The following is an 18,108-nucleotide window of genomic DNA, read 5'->3' on the forward strand; positions in this document are numbered from 1 at the left end:
CAGGAACTTCCGTTCTACTCAGGCCATGGTCAGCGCTGTCAACCACTGTTTCGCACAGGCCGAAAACTATTCCCGTGGTGCATTCCTGTTCCGGCAAGGCAGCGATAACCCCTTGCCCTTCGTACCCGTGGCCGCCCATGGACGCGACGAAACTCTGGTCGACAATGGCGCACCATTGTCTGCCCTGACGCTGTGGCATCAGGACAGCGAAGACAGCGTATCCAAGGGCAGTTATCGCAAGATCATGGCCGAAGCGTGTGCCAGCTACATGGCCAGGCTGCTGGTCGGCGCCCGCGAAGGACGTACCGGCTTCAGCTCTTCCACAACCGACTCTTCTACAACTGACTCTCCAACAGACAAGCATGCTGAGTTGCGGGCGTTGACACCGGGCGAGCTGGCGGTACTGGTCAATAACGGCAGCGAGGCACGCGCCATTCGCCAGGCCCTGTCACGGCGGGGAATAAAGAGTGTCTACCTGTCGGACAAGGACGGTGTCTTCGCGACGCCAGCCGCCGTGGAAATCGAAACCTGGTTGCGTGCCGTCAGCCATCCGGACGATGGCATGGCCTTGCGCGCCGCATTGGCCACCCCCAGCCTGGGACTGCGCCTGGATGAGCTGGATGCATTGTCCAGTGCGCGGGAGCAGGATGACCTGGCCTGGGAACGTCGAGTTCTGCAGTTCCGAGACTATCGCCAGCGTTGGCGGCGTCAGGGGGTCCTGCCGATGTTGCGTCGCCTGCTGGGCGACTTCAATGTCGCGGCACGCCTGCTGGCCGACCAGGATGGCGGCGAGCGCCATCTCACCGATCTACTGCACTTAGGGGAGTTGCTTCAACAAGCCAGCCAGGAGCTGGATGGCGAGCATGCACTGATCCGCTACCTGGCCGAGGGCCGCCAGGCAGACCCCGCGCGGGATGATCGTCACCGCTTACGCCTGGAAAGCGATGCCGACCTGGTGCAGGTCGTGACCATCCACAAGTCCAAGGGGCTGGAATATCCCCTGGTGTTCCTGCCCTTCATCGCCAGTTTCAGGGAACAGAAAAAGACCGATGTCCCATTGTGGTGGCACGACGGCCAGCACAAGCGACTGGCCCTGCAGGCCAGCGACGAGATTCTCGAGCACGCTGACCGGGAACGCCTGGCCGAGGATCTGCGCAAGCTGTACGTGGCCTTGACCCGGGCACGCCATGCCTGCTGGCTCGGGCTGGCCCCGCTGCCACAACTCGAGCGCAGCGCCATCGGTTATCTGCTGGGTGGCGGCGAAGCCCTGGGGCCGGACAATCTGGAGACGATGCTGTCACGCCTGGCTGCCGGAGAAGCCTCCATTGCCCTGACAGCCTTGCCGGAAGCCGATGCCACCCGGCTCACATCAGACACTGACAACGTAGTGCTTGAACCTGCCCGCACCCCGCGACGGGCAGCCAGGGAGCACTGGTGGATTGCCAGCTATTCCGCCCTTCAGCTCGGCAGCTTGCGTAGCTCTACCTCCACCGCTCAGCACAGCTTGATGCTGGACGACAGCATCGATACGGCGTTCCAGGCGATCGAGTCCACTGGCGATATCCCACAGGACAACGAGTCCCGGAAACATGCTGAGCCAACCACCGCACTGGAAGCCAATGTCCGCGAGCTGGCCTTCGAACCGGATGACAAGGGCAGCGCCATGCTCCCCGCAGCCTCTCCAGCCACCAGCCTGCACCGCTTTCCCCGCGGGCCCGCCGCAGGCACTTTCCTGCACGGCCTGCTCGAATGGGCCGGCGAACAGGGATTTGCCTGTGCCGTCGAAGAGCAACGCTTGACCGACATGATCCAGCGCCGCACCCGCCTGCGCGGGTGGGAAGACTGGGCCTCTCCCCTGTGCCAGTGGTTGACCCAGCTTGTCTCGACCCCACTGCCTCTTCCCACGGCGCCCCCTCTGGCACTGGAGGATATCCATGGCTACCAGGTCGAACTGGAGTTCTGGCTTGCCAGCCACAACGTCGATACCCGGCGCCTGGATGACCTGGTCAGTGCCAACCTGTTGCCCGGTCACCCTCGACCACGCCTGGAAGCCGATACCCTGAACGGCATGCTCAAGGGGTTCATTGATCTGGTGGTGGAGCACCATGGGCGCTTCTACGTGGTGGACTGGAAGTCGAACTACCTGGGCGATGACGACTCAGCCTACCATGCCGATGCCATGCGCAATGCCGTCCTGAGCAAGCGCTACGATGTCCAATACGCCCTTTACCTGCTGGCCTTGCATCGCCTGCTAACTGCACGACTGCCCGGCTACGATAGTCAGCAGCACCTTGGAGGTGCCGTCTACGTGTTCCTGCGTGGCATCACCGCCAGCAGCCGCGGCGTTCACGCCGAATGTCCAACACCGGCCTTCATCACTGCATTGGATGAACTGTTTCGAGGAGAGCCTTCAGCCAATGAAGAGCCATCAGCCAATGAAGAGCCTTCAGCTAAAAAAGAGCCTTCAGCGATAAACGAAACGCCCACAGCCAAAGGAGAACATCGCTCATGAGCCAGCATCACCCCGCCCTGAGCGATCGCGGCACGTTACTTGCCCTGCTCGATCGCTGGGTGACACGCGGCTGGCTCAAGGAACTGGACCGGACGTTTGCAGAGTTCCTTGTTCAGGAGTGTCCCGATGCCTCACCGCTGCTGCTGCTGGCGGCGGCACTCACCAGCCATCAACTGGGCCGGGGCCATCTGTGCCTCGACCTGGCCGAGACATTGAACGTGCCTGACTTGGCCCTGTCCTTGCCACCGGAGGGCGATGGGCTGGAGGACCTGCCCCCACTGCCAAGCCAAGTACTGGCCGGGCTGAGCCCGGACGAATGGGCCGCAGCCCTGGCACATCCGGAACTGGTCGGCCATGGCCACGGAGTGACGCCACTCGTCGCAGAGCACATCGGGCATGCCACCGACATCACGACACGCCTGTACCTGCGCCGCTACTGGCAGCATGAGCAGGATATTCGTCAGAGCATCACTGCCCGTCTCGACACGGCAGCATCGAATCCTGATGACTTTGCCGCGCCCCTGGATGCACTGTTCCCCCGCGCCACAGACATCGATTGGCAACGCCAGGCCTGTGCCCTCGCTGCCCGCTCGCCATTCGCCGTCATCACTGGCGGCCCCGGTACCGGCAAGACCACCACGGTCGTCAAGCTGCTGGCTCTTCTGCAGAGCCATGCTCTCAAGCAAACCGGTCGAGCCCTGCGCATTCGCCTGGCAGCGCCTACCGGCAAGGCAGCGGCCCGACTCAATGCTTCCATTGCCGCCCAGGTGGAAAACCTGATGCTGGATGGCCTCAGCGAAGACCCTCAGCGATTGCGGGATGCCATCCCCAGCGAGGTCGTCACGTTGCACCGCCTACTGGGTTCACGCCCGGACACTCGACGCCTGCAGCACAACGCACAGTCGCCTCTGGCACTCGACATGCTGGTGGTGGACGAAGCCTCCATGGTCGATGTGGAAATGATGGCAGCGTTGCTCAAGGCCTTGCCGCACCAGGCTCGCTTGGTACTGCTCGGCGACAAGGACCAGTTGGCCTCAGTGGAAGCCGGAGCCGTGCTGGGCGACTTGTGTCGCCGCGCCGAAGGCGGACATTATCTCCCCGAAACTGCTGCCTGGCTTCGCACCGCTACCGGCCAGAGCCTGCCGGATGATGTCATCGATGCCGATGGCCTCAACCTGGACCAGGTCGTGATGATGCTGCGTGTCAGTCATCGCTTTGACGCTTCCAGCGGCATTGGACAACTGGCCAAGGCCGTCAATGCCGGCACCCCTGATGCCGCACGGCACATTCTCAACCAAGGCTTCCCGGATCTGATCGGTCTGTCACTGTCCGCCGATGATGCAACCACGGGGAAACGCCTTGAACAACTGGTGGTCGAGGGGTCGGTTCACCAGGCAGGTAGTGCGGCAAAAGGCTATCGTCATTATCTGGATGTCATGGTCCGGACACGCCCTGCACATCAGGCAGCCGGAACACCGGCCACGGATAGCGATGCTCATGTCGGTGACAGCAATCAGGTGTGGGATGACTGGGCCAGGCGTGTGCTCCAGGCCCATGGCAGTTTCCAGTTGCTGTGTGCATTGCGCCGGGGGCCATGGGGAGTGGAAGGGCTCAATGCCCGGATTCGCCAAGCCCTTTCTCGCAGCGGCTGGTTGCCGGGCTGGACCGCCGAAGTGTCGGAGGAAACCTGGTATCCCGGCCGGCCTGTCCTGATCACGCGTAATGACTATGGCCTTGGCCTGATGAATGGCGATATCGGCATCACCCTGGCCCTCCCTGACCCGGAGCATGCCCGAGGTACTACGCTCCGAGTTGCCTTTCCGGCGACGGATGGCAGTGACCGCATTCGCTGGGTTCTGCCCGCCCGCCTGCGCGATGTCGAAACCGTTTTCGCCATGACCGTGCATAAATCACAAGGCTCGGAGTTCGAGCACACTGCCCTGGTTCTGCCGAATGCCCCCAACCCCATCCTGACCCGAGAACTGGTCTACACCGGCATCACCCGAGCCCGACACTGGCTGACACTGGTGGAAAACGGGCACGGCATCCTCGACCAGGCCATCACCCGTCGAGTGATACGCGCCAGTGGCCTGAATTGGGATCATGACCTTGTCATATGAACGCGCCAGGATGACAGCTCCATGAACTAACGATTCCATGAACCCCAGCAGATGACGCTACATGACGACCTCTTCCTCGTATTCATCCTCGCGTGAAATTTTCCGCGTCTTCCTGCTGTTGGGGCTGACCTCCTTCGGTGGCCCCGTGGCTCATCTGGGCTATTTTCGCCAAGCTTTCGTCGCTCGCCGAGGATGGTTGAGTGAAAGTAGTTATGCCGACCTGGTAGTGCTATGTCAGTTCCTTCCCGGGCCGACAAGCAGCCAGGTAGGGCTATCCATCGGCTTGATGCGCGGAGGGCTCAAGGGAGCACTGGCCGCCTGGTTGGCTTTCACCCTACCTTCCGCCTTGGCCATGATGCTGTTTGCTCTCGGAGCTTCCGCCATGGGCGGGCCTCTTGGCGAGTCGCTGATACATGGCCTCAAGCTGGTAGCAGTGGTGATCGTGGCCCAGGCCGTGCTGGGCATGGCGCGCAGTCTTTGCCCCGATGCCATTCGGGCTTCCATTGCAGCCCTGGCCATCGTACTGATCGCCATGGCAGATCACATTGGGGCAACGGTATTTGGTCAGGTCATTGCCATCGCGAGTGGTGCCCTGATCGGGTGGGGGCTGTGGCGTAATGAGCAGCAAGGTGGCGATTCTGCCGACAAGGACCTCCAGGTGGTGTTTGGCGTCCCGCTTCCATCCTGGTTGCCGGTCCTGTCGTTGAGCCTGTTTGTCGTGCTATTGGCAGGGCTGCCGCTGCTGACTCTGGTGAGTCAGCATCTGGGACTGGGGCTGGCAGATGCGGCCTTCCGAGCCGGCGCTCTGGTATTTGGCGGCGGCCACGTCGTGCTGCCACTGTTGGAAACCGAGACAGTCGGGCCAGGCTGGGTGACACAGGATGCCTTTCTGGCGGGATATGGTGCGGCACAGGCAGTGCCCGGGCCATTATTCACCTTTGCGGCCTACCTGGGCACCGAGGCAGGAGATGGTAGTCTGTTGCTCGGCCTGGTGGCACTGATCGCGATTTTCCTGCCGGGATCACTGCTGGTAATAGGGTTGCTGCCACTATGGCAACAACTCCGTACCCGTCGCGGTCTACAGGCCGCCATGCATGGAGCCAATGCGGCAGTCGTCGGCCTGTTGGGGGCGGCGCTCTACGACCCAGTGTGGAAAACCGCCGTGACCTCCATGAGCGACCTGTCCATCGTCGTCATCGGGTTCGTCATGCTCGTGGCCTGGCGCCTGCCACCCTGGACTGTCGTGCTGTTGTGCCTGGGCATCGCACTGGTCCAGGGGCTGATCTGAGTGTTCTCAAGCCTGGCCCCGAGGATTCAGGCAGAGGCCGTGTGAGCCGCCTTGAGGCGATAGAACTCACTGACGATATCGTCCATTGCCTCGGCATCATAGGCACACAAGCCACTGACCACGAGTTTCTTGGAACCGACACCGATGGCCTCGCCGTCGGCTTTGATGCCAAATTCCAGGCTGACATCCCCCCGTTTGCCAAGCACGGCAAGCTCGGAGTCGCGAAGCTGCAGCTCGGGTTGCAATGCATCGAGCCTGTCCAGCGAAAAGCCCATGCTGTCGTAGATCACCAGCGGGCGCTTGGGATTGAACATCACGCCATGCTGCTGCATCAGCGGCTTGAGATAGTGAGGAAAATTCTTGCCCGAGAATGCTACATAGCAACGTGTGAAGGCTTCGATCACGCTGGCGTCATGAGTGGTCTCACCGCGACGCACCACTTCGAGATAGCATTTGCCTTCGTCATCGAAGACGCGAATCACACCATCGTCACTTGAAGCAAAGGTCAGTGAGCGGTCTGCTCCCACCATGGCCAGGAAACGAAAACTCATATGCTGGGACAACCCGAAACGCGATAGCACCAGGGCGAACAACAGGTCGCCAGGTACGCAAAAACGCCGTGCCCCCGGGGTATGAATGGGGTTGAAATCACCCGCGATGCGCTTGGCAAAGCGGCTTGCCTGGTCGGCCGAAATCAGAATGCGATCGTCGACACAGCAGTGAAATTCGTCGAGAAACATGTGACAAACGCCTGGCTGGATCATGAGAGAAGGAGAACGTTCCTGCTCCCCCGAACCCGCATAATGCCATAGAACATGCCCTCTGAGCAGGCAAATGGCGTGACCGAGCGACGCACAATGGGTGTATTGCCTTATTCAGCGTACTTTGCTTTGCACTTTTGCCTTCGCCTCACACCTCTCATCGGCGCCCTTCAGATGAACATTGAGCCAGGTGTCCTCCCCCACCTTTTGCCGCATATTGCGGCGCAAAAGCCTGTGCTAGGCTCAATCTCGATTTCTCACCTTTTCCATACACTTACTCTCGGGACTCGTCGTCATGATAACCAACAACGCGACACCTGAACGTCCAGACCTCAGGATGACATATTCCTGTCAATGGCCAGCCCTCATGGCTACCGCGCTACTATTGCTAGGGTTCAGTGGGGCCAGTCATGCCGTTACCGGTGAACTGAACCTGACAGGCTCCACGACAGGCTTCCTTGCCGTGGCCGTTTTCGTGGTGGCCTATGGCTTGGTCATGGCGGAAGAAAAACTGCACATGCGCAAGTCCAAGCCGGTCCTGGTGGCTGCCGGCATCATCTGGGCACTGATTGGTTGGGTCTATGTGCAATCAGGCCTGCCGGATGAGGCGGAGCATGCCTTCCATGCCACCTTGCTGGAATTCTCGGAGTTGATGCTGTTCCTGCTGGTCGCCATGACCTACATCAACGCCATGGATGAACGCCAGGTATTCGATGGGCTGCGCGCCTGGATGGTGCAGAAAGGCTTCAGCTATCGCAGCCTGTTCTGGCTGACCGGCGGGTTGGCATTCATCATCTCGCCTGTCGCCGATAACCTGACGACCGCCTTGCTGATGTGTGCCGTGGTCACCAAGGTGGCCGAGGGCGACCGCAAGTTCATCAACCTGGCCTGCATCAATATCGTCGTTGCCGCCAATGCTGGCGGCGCCTTCAGCCCCTTCGGCGACATCACCACATTGATGGTATGGCAAGCGGGCCTGGTCCAGTTCCAGGAGTTCTTCGAGCTGCTGGTGCCATCATTGGTCAACTTCCTGGTCCCGGCGCTGGCCATGACGCTGTTCATTCCCAAACGCACGCCTGAAAGCCTGGATGAGGCCGTGGAACTCAAGCGCGGTGCAAGGCGCATCATTCTGCTGTTCCTGCTGACTGTCGCCACGGCCGTTGCCTGCCACACTCTACTGCATCTGCCACCGGTGCTGGGCATGATGACCGGCCTCGGTTACCTGCAGTTCTTTGGTTACTACCTGCGCAAGAGCCTGCCACGGTCCCTGGACCGCAAGCGTACCCAGTACACTCAACGAGGCGACTGGCGGAAGCTGGAGCAGTTGGGCAGCGTCGTGCCTTTCGACGTCTTCAATCGTATCGCCCGTGCCGAGTGGGACACCTTGCTGTTCTTCTATGGTGTTGTCATGTGCGTCGGCGGACTTGGCTTCATGGGCTATCTGGGGCTGTTGTCCGATGTCATGTATACCCAGTGGAACGCAACCTGGGCCAATATCGCCCTGGGCATCATGTCGGCCGTCATCGATAACATTCCCGTCATGTTTGCCGTGCTGACCATGGAGCCCGACATGTCGCATGGCCACTGGCTGCTGATCACACTCACCGCGGGTGTTGGCGGCAGTTTGCTATCCATTGGCTCTGCTGCCGGCGTGGCCCTGATGGGGCAGGCTCGTGGCTATTACACTTTCATGGGCCACTTGCGCTGGACACCTGTCATTGCACTCGGCTATGCCGCCAGCGTGGCTACGCATTTGTGGCTGAACCAGGCCAGCTTCACTCTCCCCTGATCCCCGCTGCTCCCCCCTCTGACGCTGGCTTTTCGCCAGCGTCAGCCATTTTTTCGCCGTCTTTTTTGAAGATTATGTCGTTTTATTAGATATTTACCTTGTAAAGATGTGGTATAGACTAATCTTTAAATCACTAAAACAACGCAACCACCAAGAACAACTCTGCAGCAGGGAACCTCTCCCTATCCGGGCAAGGCCCATAAGCCCCGGCTCAGTGGAGAAGTGGAGTCACTATGGCCTGGCAGTCGTCGCTCCTGGCGCAAATGTGGAAGCAGTACACATCCGGCCTCTCCGAGAGAGGAGGACCCAATCTATTGCGGCGAGCAGCCTTGCAAGGACTTTTCGTCGCTGGCTTGGCCTATCTGGCAACCTGTCTCGGAAGCACACCCGCCGTCGCCCAGGTGAATTCGCGACAGGACATATTGGTCATTGCCCATCCCGGCGTCACCTCACGCCGGCTCGACCGTGACACACTGCGCGCGCTGTTTGCCATGCGCCAGCGTACCTGGCCAGATGGCAATGCAGCTCAGGTCTTCGTATTGCCCAATGACTCACCCACTCATGCGGCGTTTGCCAAGGAATGGCTGTCCGTTTACCCACATCAACTACAACTGGCCTGGGACCGCATGGTCTTTTCCGGAACAGGTCAAGCGCCCCACCGTGTCCGTACACAGCGGCAAATGGTGGCTGCGGTGTCATCCACACCAGGCGCTATTGGTTACATCAACAGGGAGTACCTGGATGAAAGCGTCCAAGTCATCAATGTGGAGTAGTGCCGCAGGCTGCATCCTCGCCGCAGCAATCTCTGCACTTGGCGTCTCGCCATCCATGGCAACGGATACCAATGCTTTGAACTCGCTGCAGTTGCATGGCTTCCTCAGCCAGGCCTATATCGTTACCGATCACAACAATTTCTATGGCTCCAGCAGCGATGGCAATGGCAGCTGGGATTACACGGAACTCGGCTTCAACGCTTCCTTGCGCCCAACCAAGAACCTGCTGATCGCCGCCCAGGCACTGAGCCGCCGCGCAGGCAAAGACGATGATGGCTCGCCGACACTCGACTACGGCATCATCGACTGGCAGATGCTGTCCACCGCAGACCAGACCTTTGGCATCCAGCTTGGTCGTTTCAAGAATCCCCTCGGCTTCTACAACCAGACCAGGGACGTGGCCTTCACACGCCCCAGCATTCTGCTTCCTCAGTCCATCTACTTTGACCGTACACGCTCCGTCGCCATGTCAGGCGATGGTGTGAGCCTATACCACGAAGCACGCCTTGATAATGGTGGACTGCTGCACAGCCAGTTTGGTGTCGGCAGATCCCAGGCCGGCGACGACGCAGAAAGTAGCCTTGGGCTGGACGGCCTTCCAGGCTCTCTGGAAGGGGACCTTTCGGTCATTGGCCAGGTTCGCTACGAGCATGACGGCGGACGCATCGTACTGGCGGTGAGCGCCGCCTCCGTGCACGAAAAGTATGAATCTCCAGGCGACTTTCCTGGTGATGGTGAATTCACCTTTCAGCCATTGGTTCTCTCCGCCCAGTACAACGCAGAGCGCTGGAGTCTGACAGGCGAATATGCTCTGCGCAGAGTAGAAACGAGTGGCTTCAATGCCTTCGATGACATCAGCCAGACAGGGGAAAGCTGGTACGTGCAGTACACCCGTCGCTTTCTGGATGACTGGCAATGGCTGGTGCGTTACGACACGCTCGTCCATAACCGCAACGACCCCAACGGTCACAAGTACGAGGCTGCAGGCCTCGGCCCGGCTTATTCTCAATATGCCGATGACCTGACCTTTGGCGTGCAGTGGACACCTCATCCCAATGTGATGTTGTCAGGTGAATACCATCACGTTGACGGTACGGGATGGTTGTCACTACAGGATAACCCCGACGCATCTCAGACCGAACAGATCTGGAACATGTGGCTGATGCAGCTGTCGCTGAGGTTCTGATGAACATGGCCAAGGATCATGATGCTCCCCGGCGCCCTCGCCCCAGCCTGACCTGGCGAGTGGTCATGCTGTCCAGTCTGCTCCTTGTCGCCTTGGCAGTCCTGATCACTTATCTGTCCTGGGCGAACATGAACAAGCAGCTCGATAGCGACCGCCAGGAGCAGGTAGAGCAACATCGACGTGAACTGCACTTTGCCCTGTCACGGGCAGAAACCAGTCTGAAGCAACTTGCCGGTGTCGTCGCCGCCGCACCCCAGCTTGGCCAGGCCCTGGAAGCCTCTGATGCCTTGGCAGTAGACGCAGCCCTGTCGTCACAGTGGCCTACACTGCAGCTGGAATCCGGTATCGAGGAAATCCGTGTTTACGATTCATCCAACCACCTGTTGTTCAAGCAGGGAGCGCCAACCCTTGAGGATGAAAAGGACTTTCGTGCCTGGACGGCCCAGGTCATGGGCCAGGAAAGGCCGCTGTCGACACTGCGCTGTACCCCACAGTGCTTCCACTATGCAGCGGTCCCCATACTGGGTGATGGTGGCAGCGTCGGCAGTCTCGTGATATCCAGTTCCCTGGCTTATGTCACTCGCCAGGCCAAGGAATTATCGAGCAGCGAAACCGCGCTGATCGTCAATCATACTCGTGGCCCCGTGGATGCACAGCCCGAGAGGCACATCGATTCCTGGAACGCTTGGGTAATCGCAGTGACCAATCAAGATGTCAGCATGCCCATCCTGCACCAGGCAGCCACCAAGATTTCATTGCGGAACCTGGAAACCACACCTTGGCGCTTGACCCACAGTGGCCGGGAACTGGAAATATCCGCCATACCCATCCTCCCTCAACCAGCCCGCGCATCATCAAGCAACGCAACAAGCGCCTATTTTCTCCTGGTCTCGGATGTCACGGCACAGATCAACGCCATCCGCCTCGACACCCGCACGCTGATGCTGGCCAGCCTGTTTGGCTGGCTATCAGCAGAGTTGCTGCTGCTGGCCATACTGCTCAATCCCATGGCCCGGTTACGGCGCATAGCGGCCGTTCTCCCCCCTTTGGCCAGCGGCGGGTTCGATCAGGTACGCGCGGCATTATCCCCCAAGAACAAACTGCTGCCTGACGAAATCGATATCCTGGAGCACAGTACCCTGTCCCTGGCCAACCAGCTTGACCTTCTTCAGCAGGAAGTCCAGATACGTGGTGACGAGCTGGCCCAGAGGGTCAACGAACTGGCTCGAGAGCGCGACTTCATCAGCAGCCTGATTGACACAGCTCAGGTCTTCATCGTGACGCTGGATGATGAAGGACGTATCAACCTGGTCAATGCCCACCTCGAAGAGAAACTGCAGACCCCCGCTTCAACACTGCTTGGCCGACGCTTCGATGACGTCTTCCCTGATGAAGGCAAGGCACAACCCTCCTCCAACATTACTGGACTGCGTTATGAAGAGCGGGAACTGGTCATTCCCAGTGGCGAATGCCATACCATCATCTGGCATCACAGCCCTTTCCCTCGTGACAACGAAAACTCCCAGGCACGCATCTCTGTCGGCCTGGATATCACCGAGCGCAAGGCAGCCGAGGCCCGCCTGACCTGGTTGGCGGAACGTGATCCATTGACGGAGCTGTATAACCGGCGCTTCTTTCAGGAAGCGCTCAACAAGGCTCTGGCCCAGGGCCATCATGGCGCTGTGCTGCTGTTCGACCTGGACCAGTTCAAGGAAGTCAACGAGCTGAGTGGTCACCATGCAGGGGATCGCATGCTGCATGAGGTTGCCCGACTGCTGCAGCAGGAATACACCCATCGTGGTACCGTGGCCCGGCTTGGAGGCGATGAATTTGCTCTGCTGCTGACAGGCGTCGACAGCGACCAGACCATCAGTGTCGCCAAGCACCTCAATCAACTGCTGGACAGCTTGAGCTTTGTGGCTGAAGGCCATCGCCATCGTATCTCTGCCAGCATCGGCATTGTGCAGTTCCCTACCCACGGCACGACACCTGCAGATCTGATGGCAAGCGCCGACATGGCCATGTACAAGGCCAAGGAGAATCCGCTGCAACGCTGGCATTTACTGTCAGCACTGGCCAATGCCCGCGACGAGCTCAATGAGCGTGTCTACTGGTCCGAGCGCATTCGTCGTGCGCTGGACGACGATGATTTCGTACTGATGGTGCAACCCATCGTGCATATGAAGGGCCATAGCATCCGCCACTATGAAGTACTGTTGCGAATGCGCGATGGCGATCGCCTTATTCCCCCCTCACGCTTCATTCCGCTTGCCGAGCACAGTGGCCAGATCATTGCCATCGATCGCTGGGTGCTGCATCGCTGCGTACAGGCTCTGGCACACCTGAAAGGCATCAGCCTGGCGGTCAACCTTTCGGGGCAGTCACTGCATGACGAAGGCCTCAATCAGTTCCTCGCCGACGAGCTCGCTGAATATGATGCCGATCCTCACCATCTGATTCTGGAAGTAACGGAAACCGCGGCGATTACCGACTTTTCTACCGCACGCGGCGTACTGCAGAGCATGCGTGACCTGGGCTGCCATACCGCTCTGGACGATTTTGGTGTCGGATTCTCGAGTTTCCATTACCTGGGTCAGTTACCCGTGGACTACATCAAGATCGATGGGTCATTCATCCGTAGCCTGGCGGTCAGTTCCGACAGCCGAGTGATCGTCAAGGCAGTGGCGGATATTGCCTCCGGATTCGGCAAACAGGCCATTGCCGAGTACGTCGATCATGAAGCACTGATTCCCTTGCTGACTTCCTACGGAATCGAGTACGGACAGGGCTTCCATCTCGGCCTACCTGTGCCCATGGAAGAGGCTTTCGGTTTCGACCCTGTCAAGCTTTAACCAGTCAAGCTACAGCCAGTCAAACTACGGCCAGTCAAGCTACGGCCAGCCACTTCAGGCCTCGCCCAGGAAGCGGATTACCACAGAGATGGATGAAAACAGGAAATAAATAGACAGCAGCCTTACGATTGTAAGGTTCAACATTTATAAAACTAGCGAATAAACACCAGGGACACCCCATCCATGTCACAACATACGAGCGCCGAAGAGAGGCACATCAAGGGTGAGCAGTTGTGCAAACGCTTTGCCAAGGAATTCCGCTGTTCTCTAGCCGAAAGTGATCATGACCGACAACGTGTCTATGCATTGCGCCATCAAATCTATCTCGGCGAGATGCACTGCAACTTGCCGGAAGATCCAGAGAAACGCCTGGAAAGTGATGAGTTTGATCAGCACGCTCTGCACTGCATGATCGAGCACCGCGAAAGCGGACAGTTGGCTGGCTGCATGCGCCTTGTCATCCCTCACCCGGATCAGGACAACCACATCCCGGTGATCCACGTTGCCGGCCCGCAATTCACCCGGCCAGAACTCCACCCAAGCCTCTTTCCCAGCACGACTATCTGTGAAATCTCGCGGCTGGCCGTCGCGCCTTCCTTCCGCAAGCGGGCGGTCACCTTTCCCTTGGTCATGATTGGCCTGTTCCTGAGCAGCTCCGCCCTGGCGGGCCTGACCCATCGCCGCAACATCTATGCATTGATGGAACCCAGGCTGCCACGTCTGCTGGCACAATCCGGGTTCCGCTTTCACACCGCCAGCGAAGGTATTCATTACTACGGCATACGCCATGCTTACTACATTGATCATGTTCAAGCGGAACAGGAGATGCACCAGGAGCTCGACGAACTGTACCAGTACATCCGAGGCCTCCTGGCTGACCAGCTACAAGCCCGCGCCAGTGTTACGGGTGAAAGGCAGAAAGATCCACACTCCTGCTCAGATCAGGCCCTGGCGTTAGCTCAGTCCCCCAGCCAAATACCATGATCGCCAGTACATTACGATGCTCACCGAACTCCAGATCGACATCATCCGTGGTGGAAGGAATGATCCCGGAAACCGGATCCCTGGCATCGGCAAGGTGTGCGCGGATCTGCTCGACCAATGGGTGATCTTCATTACCAGTGAGTAGAAAACACAGCGCCACTTCCGCCAGGATATCCTCCTTGGCTCGGCCGATCAGGGACGGAGCTTCGCGTTCGAAGTCCTTCAGTATCCACTCGACCTGATCTTCAGGGACCAACTGCTGATAGTAACGACTGCGAGCAATGATGATGTGGGTGAGTCCATACAGCCAGTTGCTGTACTCATCCTCATCGAGCTTGGCGACACGCTCCGGCGAGTATTGTTCCTGAAAGGCTCCCAACACCTCTTCACGCAGGTCCATCAGGCCAAGGTGATAGAGGAAGGCCACCTGATTGGCGACCTGCGCGGCATACACCGATATCACCTCGGGGTCTGTCAGGAAGCTACGCCAGTCCACCGCCATGACGGCAGCATTCAGCGACTCGCGGGTTTCTTCGGGAATCATCGGCAGAATATCGTGGTACTGGGCCTGAGCCAGGCGGAACAGCAAACGCCGGGGCAGCATCATGTCTGTACGCTGGGCAAACATCTCCTTGCGCCGACGATCCCTGGCAGAGTCAGTGGGAAAGTCCTCGTACAGCTCCTGATTACGCTGTGCTACAAGAGCAGGGTCCTTCACCAGTTGCGCATCACTGGCCAGATCTGCCAGCAGGCTCTCTCCATATTCGCGATTGAGCGGCAGATACTGCGACTCTCCGGCCAAACGCCATAGGCGCTGGACATAATGGCGTTGCTTGTCCTTGGAAAGCTGATCCAGATCGTCTTCATAGACATGGCGTATTTCAGCGGCAATTCGTGCGTAATCGTAGGACTTTTGTGCACTGCCGCTGGCCTGAAGCTGCGGGTCCAGAGGCGCAGTTGCTTCGCTGACAGCCAGCGTGGATGCAACATCAGTAACCTTGGCTTGCCCCGTTGCCTGCTCGGCAACTGCCATCCCCTGTACAGCACTGAAACACAGGGTAAAAAGCAGGATGAGCCTGGCTGATGACCGCCCCTTGATTTTCATTGTCATGACTCCTGGACTGATCCTATGTCGGACATGCCCTAGCGGGAGGTGTCTTCATCATTATCCGGCCACAGGCTGCGCGCTTTCCTGCGGGATACCATTCTCACTCTCAGCTTGGGACGGGAAGCGGGAGGAGCCGATGTTTGAACGACATTGGCCGCTGCTGCATCAATATCAGGTTCTGTTGCCTCTCCCGTCTCCAACTGCCGAGGAAGCTGTGGCTCAATCACCACCCAGGCGAACAGCGGCAACGCCAGATTCCAGTAGATCGCTGCCAGGCGTAAGCCCAGGGTCGTCACCAACGACAGCACAATGGCCAGGGAGCCAACGCCAAGGTTGATCAACAGCACATAGACCATGCCGCCTGCGATTGCTGCCGTGGCGTAGATCTCTCGACACAGCACCATGGGCACACGCCGGGCAAGCACGTCACGAATCACACCACCGACAACCCCCGTGAACAGCCCCATGGACACTGCCACGACGCCCGGCATGCCCATCAACAACGCCTTGTTGGCACCGATCACGACAAACAGGGCAAGGCCAAAGGCATCTGCTACAGGCAGGATACGGCGATCGAGACGATGGATATAACGAAAGCCAATCAGCGAACCGACGACGGTCGCCAGCACCACCCAGATATAGGTCGGATCAGTGATCCAGAACACCGGCCGGACACCCAGCACCAGATCCCTGACCGTGCCACCGCCAATTGCCGTCACGGCAGCCAGTATCAGCATGCCAATGGGATCCATGCGCGAACGGCATGCCAGCAGTACCCCCGACAGGGAAAAGACCACGGTTCCCGCCATATCCAGCCAATAGACAAGTATGCTGTCCACGACAACTCCATCCGCTGCCCAGTGACACCCGCTGACGACCTACACAAATCAGCATGTTATGCACGAATGAGCAGGATAACCTCATCCTGCTCCCATGCAGGATGACTTTCGACCAAGGTCGCCCCAGAAACGCGAAGGACCCAAACTATTCTTGATACTCCCTGATCTTGATAGCGCATTCTTGATCGACCAAGGCAGCGTGCCGCGCCATCCTTGCTGCCGCGAACAGCAGACTGGATGACGCGGCAAGAGATGGAACGGTAAGGGGTGGAGAAGAAATGGGCAGCAGGGACTGGCGTGCAGGCACAGGCTTGGCACGAAAAGTCGGCAGGCGATGATCAGGTCTTCTCGGCCAGCAATGCAATCAGCTCCGGCACCAGGCGCTCGCCATGCCCGGCATCCACCACCTGCTGATAGAGCGAGACAATGGCATCGGCTACTTCCTTCGAGGCTCCCAGATCCGCGGACATCTGCTGGTAATAACCCACATCCTTGAGTGTATTCGACAGACTGAAGCGAAACCCCGATGGGTCATTGTCGCTGATGAACGGCCGCATGCGCTCCAGCACCACGCCCCCGCCACCACCATTGCCCAGCACGTCGAGCAGTACGTTGTCAGCGATATCCGCCCGCCGGGAAGCCGCGACGACTTCAGCCAATACACTGGTGAAGCCCAGAGATACGAAGTTGTGCAGCAACTTGAGCGTATGTCCTGACCCGACCGGGCCGCCATGCGTGATGTGTTCAGAGAAGCTTTCCAGCAGAGGCCGCACTTCCTCGAACAGTGCATCCGGGGCACCCACGATCAGGTTCAATTTCCCTTCAGCCGCTTCCTTGGGCGTACGTGTCATGGCGGCATCCATGAAGCGGCCACCTGCGGCTTCCACACGTTGGGCAATTGCCTGGGTGGAAGCCGGAATTGCCGTGGAACAGTCGATGATGACCTGCCCGGGACGCAGGCCTTCAAGCACGCCACCGGTATCGAACAGCACCGCTTCCACCTGAGGCGTTCCGGTGACACATAGAATCACCACATCGGCCGCCCTGGCCACATCGCATGGACGACTCTCGGCACTGGCGCCCACTGCCATCAGGTCATCGCAAGGTTGATTACCGGGATGCTCCAGAAAACTCAGCCGGTGGCCAGCCCGCAACAAGCTCTGGGCGATACCGTGGCCCATCAGGCCAACACCAATCAGACCGACATGTCGTTGTGACTGCATGATCTCTCCTTGGAAAAGTCTGGTTCAATGCCTGAAGGTCAAACGACGATGACTGCCACAAGTCTCTGGCAGCCATCCCGCGGCCAGCTCAAGGGCATCAGCCGTGACGAATCGCGACTGTCTTGATTCGGGTATAGCTCCTGAGCCCTTCGAAGCCCTTCTCGCGCCCATGACCTGAGCGGCCGACACCACCAAAGGGCAATTCGACACCACCGGCAGCGCCGTAGTTGTTGACGAATACCTGCCCACAGCGGATGGCCTTGGCCAGGCGCAACTGACGCCCACCATCCCGGGTCCAGACACCTGCACAGAGACCAAAATCCGTCGCATTGGCCAGGCGAATGGCATCAGCTTCATCCGCAAAGGCCTGGACCACCAGTACGGGACCAAACAGTTCCTCGCGACTGACCACATGCCCTTCCGGAACATCCGTCAACAAATGCGGCACAACGAAGTGTCCCTCTCGCGGAGCGTCATCCGCCAATTGCCCCTTGGCCGCAACAGTGATGCCGTCCTTTACGGCAGCGTCGATCAGCGCCACCACCTTGTCCTGCTGTCGGGCGTTGATCAGCGGGCCGCAGTCGGGATCCCGCTCGCCGACATCGCAGCGCAGAGCCTCGAAGCGCGTCTTGAGCTGTGCCACCACGTCGTCATGAATCGAGGCTTCCACCAG

Annotated in this window: 13 protein-coding genes; 8 read left to right on the forward strand and 5 right to left on the reverse strand. The window is 59.1% G+C overall.

The genetic code is table 11. The annotated features are described in order from the left end of the window. From Q1K07_RS20700 to chrA, 3 genes are all read left to right on the forward strand, one after another. Positions 1–2,512 (forward strand): 3'-5' exonuclease (locus Q1K07_RS20700; RefSeq protein ID WP_300315672.1); only part of this gene is annotated, 2,512 nt, incomplete at its 5' end. Beyond that, the gene (gene recD, locus Q1K07_RS20705; protein WP_300315676.1) at positions 2,509–4,632 is read left to right on the forward strand and encodes an exodeoxyribonuclease V subunit alpha; all 2,124 of its coding nucleotides are present in this window, start codon (positions 2,509–2,511) and stop codon (positions 4,630–4,632) included. The genes Q1K07_RS20700 and recD, both read left to right, overlap by 4 nt. A gap of 61 nt (positions 4,633–4,693) precedes the next feature. Beyond that, positions 4,694–5,920: a chromate efflux transporter gene (gene chrA / locus Q1K07_RS20710; protein ID WP_300315679.1), complete on the forward strand. Its 1,227-nt coding sequence runs from the start codon at positions 4,694–4,696 to the stop codon at positions 5,918–5,920. 26 nt (positions 5,921–5,946) lie between these two features. On the opposite strand, the gene Q1K07_RS20715 is transcribed toward chrA, so the two are convergent. Beyond that, positions 5,947–6,660, reverse strand: a complete 714-nt coding sequence (locus tag Q1K07_RS20715) for a DUF3581 family protein (protein ID WP_300315682.1) — start codon at positions 6,658–6,660, stop codon at positions 5,947–5,949. Positions 6,661–7,048: 388 nt separating this feature from the next. Here Q1K07_RS20715 and nhaD point away from each other — a divergent pair, with 388 nt between their 5' ends. The 5 genes from nhaD (at position 7,049) to Q1K07_RS20740 (ending at position 14,265) form a co-directional block, all read left to right on the forward strand. Further along, positions 7,049–8,470 carry a sodium:proton antiporter NhaD gene (gene nhaD / locus Q1K07_RS20720; protein WP_300315701.1) on the forward strand — a complete coding sequence of 474 codons (1,422 nt, stop codon included), beginning with the start codon at positions 7,049–7,051 and terminating at the stop codon, positions 8,468–8,470. A 233-nt stretch (positions 8,471–8,703) separates the two neighbouring features. Beyond that, positions 8,704–9,243, forward strand: a complete 540-nt coding sequence (locus Q1K07_RS20725; protein ID WP_300315685.1) for a hypothetical protein — start codon at positions 8,704–8,706, stop codon at positions 9,241–9,243. After that, complete coding sequence (locus Q1K07_RS20730; RefSeq protein WP_300315688.1) at positions 9,212–10,429, forward strand: hypothetical protein; 1,218 nt, start codon at positions 9,212–9,214, stop codon at positions 10,427–10,429. The genes Q1K07_RS20725 and Q1K07_RS20730 overlap by 32 nt, the downstream gene beginning before the upstream one ends. Beyond that, positions 10,429–13,281, forward strand: coding sequence for an EAL domain-containing protein (locus tag Q1K07_RS20735; RefSeq protein WP_366945100.1), 2,853 nt, complete (start codon positions 10,429–10,431; stop codon positions 13,279–13,281). The genes Q1K07_RS20730 and Q1K07_RS20735 overlap by 1 nt, the downstream gene beginning before the upstream one ends. Before the next feature lie 183 nt (positions 13,282–13,464). After that, on the forward strand, positions 13,465–14,265 hold the full coding sequence (locus Q1K07_RS20740; protein WP_300315690.1) for a GNAT family N-acyltransferase: 801 nt from the start codon (positions 13,465–13,467) through the stop codon (positions 14,263–14,265). Here Q1K07_RS20740 and Q1K07_RS20745 read toward each other — a convergent pair. The 4 genes from Q1K07_RS20745 to Q1K07_RS20760 form a co-directional block, all read right to left on the reverse strand. Beyond that, complete coding sequence (locus Q1K07_RS20745) at positions 14,183–15,370, reverse strand: DUF3541 domain-containing protein (RefSeq protein ID WP_300315693.1); 1,188 nt, start codon at positions 15,368–15,370, stop codon at positions 14,183–14,185. The two genes, Q1K07_RS20740 and Q1K07_RS20745, sit on opposite strands and share 83 nt — an antisense overlap. 38 nt (positions 15,371–15,408) lie before the next feature. After that, on the reverse strand, positions 15,409–16,182 hold the full coding sequence (locus tag Q1K07_RS20750; RefSeq protein WP_300315706.1) for a trimeric intracellular cation channel family protein: 774 nt from the start codon (positions 16,180–16,182) through the stop codon (positions 15,409–15,411). Between the two features lie 368 nt (positions 16,183–16,550). Continuing rightward, on the reverse strand, positions 16,551–17,435 hold the full coding sequence (locus tag Q1K07_RS20755; RefSeq protein ID WP_300315695.1) for an NAD(P)-dependent oxidoreductase: 885 nt from the start codon (positions 17,433–17,435) through the stop codon (positions 16,551–16,553). A 97-nt stretch (positions 17,436–17,532) separates the two neighbouring features. Further along, positions 17,533–18,108: aldehyde dehydrogenase family protein (locus Q1K07_RS20760; protein ID WP_300315698.1), on the reverse strand; the 576-nt coding region annotated here is incomplete at its 5' end.

Source organism: Halomonas sp., from assembly GCF_029263665.1.
Taxonomy (GTDB): Bacteria; Pseudomonadota; Gammaproteobacteria; order Pseudomonadales; family Halomonadaceae; genus Halomonas.

Excerpts from the sequence above, each read along its gene's own strand:
- recD (WP_300315676.1), top strand. The coding sequence starts at position 2,509 with ATGAGCCAGCATCACCCCGCCCTGAGCGATCGCGGCACGTTACTTGCC.
- chrA (WP_300315679.1), top strand. The coding sequence starts at position 4,694 with ATGACGACCTCTTCCTCGTATTCATCCTCGCGTGAAATTTTCCGCGTC.
- Q1K07_RS20715 (WP_300315682.1), bottom strand. The coding sequence starts at position 6,660 with ATGTTTCTCGACGAATTTCACTGCTGTGTCGACGATCGCATTCTGATT.
- nhaD (WP_300315701.1), top strand. The coding sequence starts at position 7,049 with ATGGCTACCGCGCTACTATTGCTAGGGTTCAGTGGGGCCAGTCATGCC.
- Q1K07_RS20725 (WP_300315685.1), top strand. The coding sequence starts at position 8,704 with ATGGCCTGGCAGTCGTCGCTCCTGGCGCAAATGTGGAAGCAGTACACA.
- Q1K07_RS20730 (WP_300315688.1), top strand. The coding sequence starts at position 9,212 with ATGAAAGCGTCCAAGTCATCAATGTGGAGTAGTGCCGCAGGCTGCATC.
- Q1K07_RS20735 (WP_366945100.1), top strand. The coding sequence starts at position 10,429 with ATGAACATGGCCAAGGATCATGATGCTCCCCGGCGCCCTCGCCCCAGC.
- Q1K07_RS20740 (WP_300315690.1), top strand. The coding sequence starts at position 13,465 with ATGTCACAACATACGAGCGCCGAAGAGAGGCACATCAAGGGTGAGCAG.
- Q1K07_RS20745 (WP_300315693.1), bottom strand. The coding sequence starts at position 15,370 with ATGAAAATCAAGGGGCGGTCATCAGCCAGGCTCATCCTGCTTTTTACC.
- Q1K07_RS20750 (WP_300315706.1), bottom strand. The coding sequence starts at position 16,182 with ATGGCGGGAACCGTGGTCTTTTCCCTGTCGGGGGTACTGCTGGCATGC.
- Q1K07_RS20755 (WP_300315695.1), bottom strand. The coding sequence starts at position 17,435 with ATGCAGTCACAACGACATGTCGGTCTGATTGGTGTTGGCCTGATGGGC.